This is a genomic window from Streptomyces antioxidans, assembly GCF_000968685.2.
Taxonomy (GTDB): domain Bacteria; phylum Actinomycetota; class Actinomycetes; order Streptomycetales; family Streptomycetaceae; genus Streptomyces; species Streptomyces antioxidans.
In genome coordinates, this window is sequence record NZ_LAKD02000115.1 from 1 (window position 1) to 8,915 (window position 8,915).

1 protein-coding gene is annotated in these 8,915 nt (G+C 72.6%); it reads right to left on the minus strand.

The features are described 5' to 3' along the window. On the minus strand, window positions 1-8,915 hold an 8,915-nt coding region (locus VT50_RS38730), incomplete at both ends, for a type I polyketide synthase (protein WP_143645307.1).

Below are 8,915 nucleotides of genomic sequence, written 5' to 3' on the forward strand. Positions count from 1 at the left end.
ATCCACCGTCAGCGCAGGCCCCTCCAACCCGAACGCATACGACACCCGACCGGAGACCACGCTGGCCGAACTGCCGGTGGCGAGGTACCCGTCGGCGGACTCGGGCGCCTCGGCCATCAACCTGGCGTAGTCCTGGCCGTTGGTCCCGATGAACACACCCGTCCCGCTGGCGCGCAGCCCGATCGCGTCGATGCCCGCGTGCTCAAGGGCCTCCCACACGGTCTCCATCAGGAGCCGCTGCTGCGGGTCCATGGCCAAGGCCTCGCGCGGGGAGATACCGAAGAAGTCCGGGTCGAATGCGGCGGCGTCGGCCAGGAATCCGCCGTAGCGGGTGGCGCTCGCGCCCGGCCTCTCGGGCGTGTCGTCGAGCAGCGCCGCGAGGTCCCAGCCACGATCGGTGGGGAACGGCGACATCGCATCGCGGCCTTCGTGCAGCAGCTGCCACAGCTCGGCGGGCGACGCTACGCCACCGGGGAACCGGCAGCCCATTCCCACGATCGCCACCGGTTCATCCGCGTCCGCGGCAACCGGTACGGGGCGCGCGGCCGGGGCCGCGCCAACGAGCCGTTCCTCGAGGTGGTCCGCGAGCGCGTCAGGTGTCGGGTGGTCGAACACCAGGGTCGCGGGCAGGGTCAGCCCGGTGGCGGTGCCCAGCGCATTGCGCAGCTCCACCGCGGTGAGCGAGTCGAAGCCGAGGTCCGTGAACGCCGCACCCGGTGCGATGGTCCGCGCGCTCGCGTGCCCAAGCACCGTGGCGACCTGGGCGCGGACGAGTTCGCGCACCGCGCGCCGCCGGTCGCCCGCGGCGAGGGCCAACATCCGGTCCGCGAAGGCGGCGTCACCGGTGCGCAGATCACGGACGACCCGGCGGGCGGGCGGCACCAGCGCGCGCAGGAGCGCGGGAGCGGACCCGGGTTGGGCACGCGCCGCGCCCAGGTCGAGGACCATCGGTACGACGACCGGCGCGGGCCCCGCGATGGCCGCGTCGAACAACCGGAGCCCGGCCGCGTTGGACAGCGGACGGCCCGCCCGCTGCTGACGGCGACGATCCGAGTCACCGAGCCGCCCCGCCATGCCGTCCACGGCCTCCCAGAGCCCCCAGGCGAGCGACGTCGCAGGCAGGCCCCGCCGGTGTCGGTGGCCCGCGAGCGCGTCCAGTACGGCGTTTGCCGCGGCGTAGTTCGCCTGCCCCGCACCGCCGAAGACACCGGCAGCCGAGGAGAACAGCACGAACGCCGTGAGCGGCAGGTCCCGGGTGAGCTCGTGGAGGTGCCACGCGCCGTTCGCCTTCGCCGAAAGCGTCTCGGCGAGGTCCGCGGCGGTCAGCCCGGTGACGGTGCGGTCCGCCGTGACGCCCGCGGTGTGCACCACAGCGGTGAGCGGGTGCTCAGCGGGTATGGCCGCCAGCGCCGCGTCGAGCGCGTCCCTGTCCCCCACGTCGCAAGCCACCAGCCGCGCCTCCGCGCCCCGGGCGCGCAGATCGGCCACGAACTCTTCGGCGCCCGGTGCGGCGGCACCCGACCGGGACAAGAGCAGCAGATGCCGAACATTGTGCCGGTCCACCAGGTGCCGGGCGACGAGTCGGCCGAGACCACCGGTGGCCCCGGTGACCAGCACCGTGCCCATGTCGTCCGCCACGGACCGCGCGGGTGCGGAGGCCGAAACGCGGACCAGGCGAGGGGCCAGTGTCCGTCCGGCACGCAGGGCGAGCTGCGGTTCGTCGTCCTCGATCCGGACCTCGGCCGTGGGGCTGTCGACGTCGACCAGGTGCAGTCGGCCGGGGTTCTCCACCTGGGCGGAGCGCACCAGTCCCCAGACGGCCGCCGCGGCCACGTCCGGTACGTCGTCTTGGTCGGCGCAGGCCACCGCGCCGCTTGTCACGATCACCAGCCTGGACGCCACCGTACGGTCGTCGGCCAGCCAGGCCCGTACCAGCTCCAGCGCCGCGGCACCGACCCGCTGGGCACGGTCGGGCACCGGGCCCGCCGTCTCCGTGGCCCGCCAGACGACCGCGGTGGGCACGCCGTCGGCCAGCGCCAGCTCGAGCTCGGCCGGGTCGCGCACGGTCGCGGTGTCGGTGAGCGGCGCGGCGACCGGCACGTCCACCCAGGACAGCTCGAACAGCGCCCCCGGCCCCTCGGCGTCCGTCTCGGTGGCGGTCCTCGCCCGCACCGTGACCGTGTCCACCGACGCCACCGGGTCGCCTGCGAGGTCATACAGCTCGAGGGAGAACTCGTCGGCGGCGCCAGCGGTCAGCTTCGCCCGTACCGCGGTGGCACCTTGGGCGTGCAGCCGTACGCCACGCCAGCCCGAGGGCAGCGCACCGGGCTCGGTGAGACCGGCGAGCCCGGCCGCGCGCAACACCTCCTCGACGAGGGTCGGATGCAGGGTGAATCGGGTCTCGTCGGCGGCTTCGTCGGACAGAGCGGCCTCGGCGAACACGTCGTTGTCCCGGCGCCAGATCGTGCGCAGCTGCTCCGAACCGTCGACCGGGACGGATGCGGCGCCCGGGGGCGGCCACGCACCCTCCCACCGCGCACCTGGCGCGCCGGTGCCAGGGGTGACCACCGCTCGTGCGCGCAGTGTCCACGACTCGTCACCGGTTCCCTCGGCACACGAGTACACGGCGACGTCGCGCCGCCCCGCCTCGTCGGCGGCACCGACCGACACCTGGACCTGTACGTCACCCGACTCCGGCATGGGCCACGGGTCGAGCGGGTCAAGCTTGAGCACGACCCCCGCACCGACCTCGTCCCCGGCCCTGCTGGCGAGCTCGAGGTGGACGGCGGCGGGCACCGTCTGCGGTCCGTCGTCCGGCAGGCCACCCAGCCGGGAGCAGACCTGCGGCGAGATCCGGCCGGTGAGGACGACCGCGTCCTCGTCCGCGAGCCGGATCACCGCGCCCAGCAGCGGATGCCCGACGGCGCCGAGTCCGAGCTCGGCGGCCGACCCCGCGGGCGCACCAGCCGCGAACCAGTAGCGCTCGCGCTGGAAGGCGTACGTCGGGAGGTCGACGGTGCGTGGCTGGTGGGGTGCGTAGACGGCGGCCCAGTCGGGTTCGACGCCATGGGTGTGCAACCGGGCCAACGCCGTGAGCAGCGACCGGTGTTCGTCCTGCCCCTCCCGCAGCGTCGGCACCGCCACCGCACTGTCAATCACCGGAGTCAGCGCGGCATCCGGACCCAGCTCCAGGAACGCACTCACACCACCTTGCCCGGCCATGTACTCCACGGCATCGCCGAAACGCACCGTGGCCCGCACCTGCTCCACCCAATACGCGGGCGTCGCCACCCGCTCGTCGACCGGCTGGCCCATCACCGTGGACACCAGCGGCATCCTCGGCCGCGCAAAGATGAGCCGGTCGATGGCGGCCGCAAACTCCTCCAACACCTCATCCATATGGTGGGAATGGAACGCCCGCGACACCCGCAACCGACTGACCTTCCAACCCCGCTCCCGACACACCCCCTCCACCTGAGCGACCCGGTCCGCGTCACCCGAGACCACCACCGCGGCAGGCCCGTTCACCGCGGCCAGACCCACCCCATCACCCAGCAGCTCAACAACATCGGCCTCCGCAGCGCCCACGGCCAGCATCGCCCCGTCCGAACGTGCCCGCCGCATCGTCTGGCCCCGCGCCGCCACCAACCGGCACCCGTCCTCCAACGACACCACACCCGCCGCGTAGGCAGCCGACACCTCACCCACCGAATGCCCCGCCACGAAATCAGGAACAACACCCCACACCCGCAGCTGCTCAAACAACGCAACCTCAACGGCAAACAACCCCGCCTGGGCGTACAACGTGTCCTCCAACGCCCCAGCGTCGTCGAACACCACATCCAGCAACGACCGATCCAGCAGACCCTCAAAGCCCGACGCCACCCGATCCAGCGTCTCGGTGAACACCGGCAGCACGCCATACAGACCACGACCCATGCCCACTCGCTGCGCACCCTGACCGGTGAACACCACACCCAACCGGGCGCCCGCCACCGCGGCAACACCCCCACTCACCGCCCGCAGACCACCCACCAACTCATCCACCGAGGAACCCACCACCGCAGCACGATGGGACAGCCGCGCCCTGCTCGTCGCCAGGGAGAACCCCACATCCACGAGCGACACATCAGAACGCTCGCCCAGGAACTCGGCCAACCGCGCCGCCTGCGCCCGCAACCCCTCAACCCCACGCCCCGACACCGGCCACACCACCGGAACACCCACAGACTCACCACGCTCGACAACCGGCGACGGCTCAGCCTCCTCCACGATCACATGCGCATTCGTCCCACTGATCCCGAACGACGACACACCCGCACGCCGCAGACGACCATCCCCCACCTCCCACACCCGCGCCTCACCCAACAACTCCACCGCACCCGAAGACCAGTCCACCTGCGACGACGGCTCACCCACATGCAACGTCCGCGGCAACACCCCATGCCGCATCGCCAACACCATCTTGATCACACCAGCCACACCCGCAGCCGCCTGCGTATGCCCAATATTCGACTTCACCGAGCCCAGCGAGAGCGGGGTGTCCCGGTCCTGCCCGTACGTCGCCAACAACGCCTGCGCCTCGATCGGGTCACCGAGCCTCGTCCCGGTGCCGTGCGCCTCCACCACATCCACATCCGACGGCGCCAGAGCCGCAGCCGACAGCGCCTGGCGAATCACCCGCTCCTGCGACGGACCATTCGGCGCCGTCAAACCATTCGACGCACCATCCTGATTCACCGCCGAACCCCGCACCACCGCCAACACCTCATGACCATGACGCCGCGCATCCGACAACCGCTCCAACACCACAACACCCACACCCTCGGACAGGCCGGTGCCGTCGGCCGCGTCCGAGAAGGACTTGCACCGGCCGTCGGCGGCCAGTCCCCGCTGCCTGCTGAACTCCACCAGCAGCCCGGGGGTGGACATCACGGTCACCCCGGCGGCGACGGCCAGCTCGCACTCGCCCCTGCTCAGTGCCTGGGCGGCGAGGTGCAGCGCCACCAGCGACGACGAACACGCCGTGTCCACCGTGAGCGCTGGCCCCTCCAACCCGAACACATACGACACCCGACCGGCGACGACGCTCGGCGCGTTCCCGGTCAGTGTGTAGCCCTCGACACCCGTGGCGGCATTGGCCACCAGAGCCTGGTGGTAGTCCTGGCCGCTGGCTCCGACGAACACCCCGGTCTCGCTTCCGGCGAGGGACGCCGGATCGAGGTGGGCGCGTTCGAAGGACTCCCAGACCGTCTCCAGCAGCAGCCGCTGCTGCGGGTCCATCGCCACCGCCTCACGCGGCGAGATGCCGAAGAACGCCGGATCGAACCGGGTCGCGTCGGCGAGGAAGCCACCGGACCTGGTGGAGACCGTGCCCGGGCGCTCCGGGTCCGGATCGTAGAGCCCGGCCAGGTCCCAGCCGCGGTCGCCGGGGAGCTCGGACGTGGCGTCGCCACCCGCGGCGACCAGTTGCCACAGCTGCTCGGGGGAGTCGATACCGCCCGGGTACCGGCAGGCCATGCCGACGATGGCGATCGGCTCGTCGGGGTTCACCCGCGCGGGCCGTACGACGGCCCGTCCGCGGTCACCGGCGAGCCGGGCCCGCAGGTGGGCGGCCAGGGCGATCGCGGTCGGGTGGTCGAACACACACGTCACCGGCAGGGTGAGCCCGGTCGCGGCGTTCAGCGCGTTCCGCAGTTCCACGGAGGTCAACGAGTCGAAGCCGAGCTCGTTGAACGCCCGGTCCGGGTCGACCGCGTCGCCGGAGGCATGGCCGAGTACGGCGGCCGCCTTGCTCCGGACCAGGTCGAGCAGCAACCGGTCCTGTTCGGTCTCGCTCAACGACGCCAGCTGCGTGGCCAGTGAACCGTCGCCGGTCGGGTCCGCGGCGGCCGCGCGGCGCAGCGGGACGCGGGCGAGGCCGCGGAGTACGGCGGGCACCGGCTGGGTACGGGCCTGGGACCGCAGGGTGGCCAGGTCGATGCGGGTCGGCACGAGGGTCGGCTCGCCGAGTGCGCGACCGAGGTCGAACAGCGCGAGGCCGTGCTCAGTGGACAGTGCGGCGGCTCCGGACCGGGTCATCCTGGCGAAGTCGGCGTCGGCGAGGTGGGCGGTCATCCCGGTGCGTTCGGCCCAGACGCCCCATGCCAGTGAAGTGGCGGGCAGCCCGAGGTGGCGGCGGTGGTGGGCGAGGCCGTCCAGGAAGGTGTTGGCCGCGGCGTAGTTGGCCTGTCCTGGTCCGCCCATAATCCCGGCGGTGGACGAGAACATGACGAAGCCGGTCAGCGGCAGGCCCTTGGTCACCTCGTGGAGGTGCCACGCACCGTCCACCTTGGGCCGCATGACGGTGTCGATCCGGTGCGGGGTCAGCGACTGCAGCAGTCCGTCGTCGAGCACACCCGCCGTGTGGATCACCTCGGTCAGCGGGTGCGCCGGGTCGATGTCCGCTACCACCGCCGCGACCGCGTTGCGCTCGGCGACGTCGCAGGCGACGACCCGCACGTCGGCGCCCGCCTCGGCGAGTTCGGCCACGAACTCGGCGGCGTCCGGTGCGGCGGCGCCGGACCGGGACGCGAGCACGAGGTGCCGTACCCCGTGACGGGTGACCAGGTGCCGCGCCACTCGGCCGCCGAGTCCACCGAGCGCGCCGGTGATCAGCACCGTGCCGTCGGGGTCGCGCCGTGCGGGCATGACGAGCACGTTCTTGCCCACGTGCCGAGCCTGGCTGACGTGGCGGAAGGCGTCCTTGGCCCGGAGCACGCTCCATTCCCGGACTGGCAGCGGCTGGAGGACACCCCGGTCGAACAGTTCGGTGAGCTCGCCGAACATCGTGGCCACCCGATCCGGGTCCACCTCGGCGAGGTCGAAGGCCGTGTACGCGACCCCGCGGTGGTCCTGTGCGACTCGGTCCGGGTCGCGGAGGTCGGCCTTGCCTAGTTCGACGAACCGGCCGCCAGGCGCGAGCAGTTCCAGCGAAGAGTCGACGAACTCGCCGATCAGCGAGTTGAGTACGACGTCGACGCCGCCGGACGCCTCGCGGAACGCCTCCGCGAACGCGAGGTCCCGGGAGGAGGCGATGGCCTCGTCGGCGACGCCCATCGAGCGCAGCACGTCCCACTTGCCGGTGCTGGCCGTGGCCAGCACGCGCGCGCCGAGGTGCCGGGCGATCTGCACGGCGGCCATCCCGACACCGCCCGCGGCAGCGTGTACCAGCACCGTCTCGCCTTCCGCGAGCCCGGCCAGATCGCGCAGGCCGTACCAGGCGGTGAGGAACACGATCGGTACGGACGCGGCGTCCGCGAACGACCAGCCGTCCGGGACCGCCGTGACCAGCCGTGCGTCGGCGACCGCCAGCGGGCCGAAGGCACCGGGGAACAGGCCCATCACCCGATCGCCGGGCGCGAGACCGTGGACGTCGGGCGCGACGTCCACCACGACACCGGCCGCCTCAGAACCGGTCAGCGCAGGATCGGGGTACATGCCCAGAGCGATCAGCACATCACGGAAGTTCAGGCCAGCGGCCCGTACGGCGATCCGGACCTGGCCCGATGCGAGCGGACGCGTGATGTCCGGGCAGGCGACCGCGGTCAGCTCGTCGAGCACACCACGCCCACCGACCTCGATCCGCCACGGCTCGGACGGCGGCACCAGCATGCCGTCACCGGTCCGTACGAGCCTGGGCACCCACACCTCACCGGCCCGGATGGCGGCCTGCGGCTCACTGTGGGCGATCACGGCGGCGAGGGCGGCCGCCGACCCGGGCGTCGCATCGGTGTCCACGACGGCCAGCCGGTCTGGTTGCTCCGCCTGGGCGGAACGCACCAGGCCCCACACGGCGGCACCGGCGAGGTCCGTCACACCGTCGCCCGGCTGGCAGGAAACGGCGCCCCGGGTGAGCAGCACCAGCCGGGAGCCGGACCACCGCTCATCGGCGAGCCAGGACTGCAGGAACTCCAGAACCCGGGCGGTGACCGCGCGCACCTCCGGCGCGGAGTCCGCGGTCGGCTCCGGTACGCACCACACGGCGACCGCGGGGGTGTCGCCGATGGAGGAATCGGTACGCACATCGACGCCCGCTTCGGCGAGCGGAGCTGCCAGCCCGGCCGCGTCCGGGCCGATCACAGCGCACGGGCCCGTGGCCGTCTCGGTCACCGGCAGCGGTTCCCAGTCCACTCGGAACAGTGGGTCCGGCAAGGCGCCGCCGGTGCTCGGTGCGGTCGTCAGCGGGCGCAGGGTGAGCGCGTCGACCGAGGCGAGTGGCGCGCCCGCGGCGTCGGCGAGGTCGATGGCCACCCCGTTGCCGTCGACGAGTCGCAGCCTGGCCCGTACGGCGGACGCGCCGACGGCGTGCAGCCGGATCCCGGTCCAGCTGAACGGAATGCCCTCGACACCGGTCCAACCGGCGAGTGCCACCGCATGCTGCACGGTGTCCAGAAGAGCCGGGTGAAGCCCGTACTTACCCGCATCGCCCGCGGCCGACTCGGGCAGCGACGCCTCGACGACGAGTTCGTCACCGCGTCGCCACACCCGGCCGAGGCCACGGAACGTGGGCCCGTACTCCAGCCCGGCCGTCGCCATCGTCGCGTACAGCTCGTCAGTGGCCATCGGGACGGCGTCGTCCGGCGGCCACGTCGCGCCGAGCACCGGATCGGCGGTGGTCGTGGTCATGGCCGACGAGCGGGTGAGTACGGCGGTGGCGTGCCGCGTCCAGGCGGCGTCCGTTCCGTCGTCGGGGCGGGAGTGGACGGTCAGCTCGCCGTGCCCGGTCTCGTCCGCGGCCACGGAAACCTGCAGTTGCACGCCCCTGCCGTCGGGAACGACCAGCGGGGCGTGCAGGGTCAACTCCGCGATCCGGTCACAGCCGATCTCCTCGCCCGCGCGCAGGGCCAGTTCCACGAAGGCGGTGCCGGGCAGCA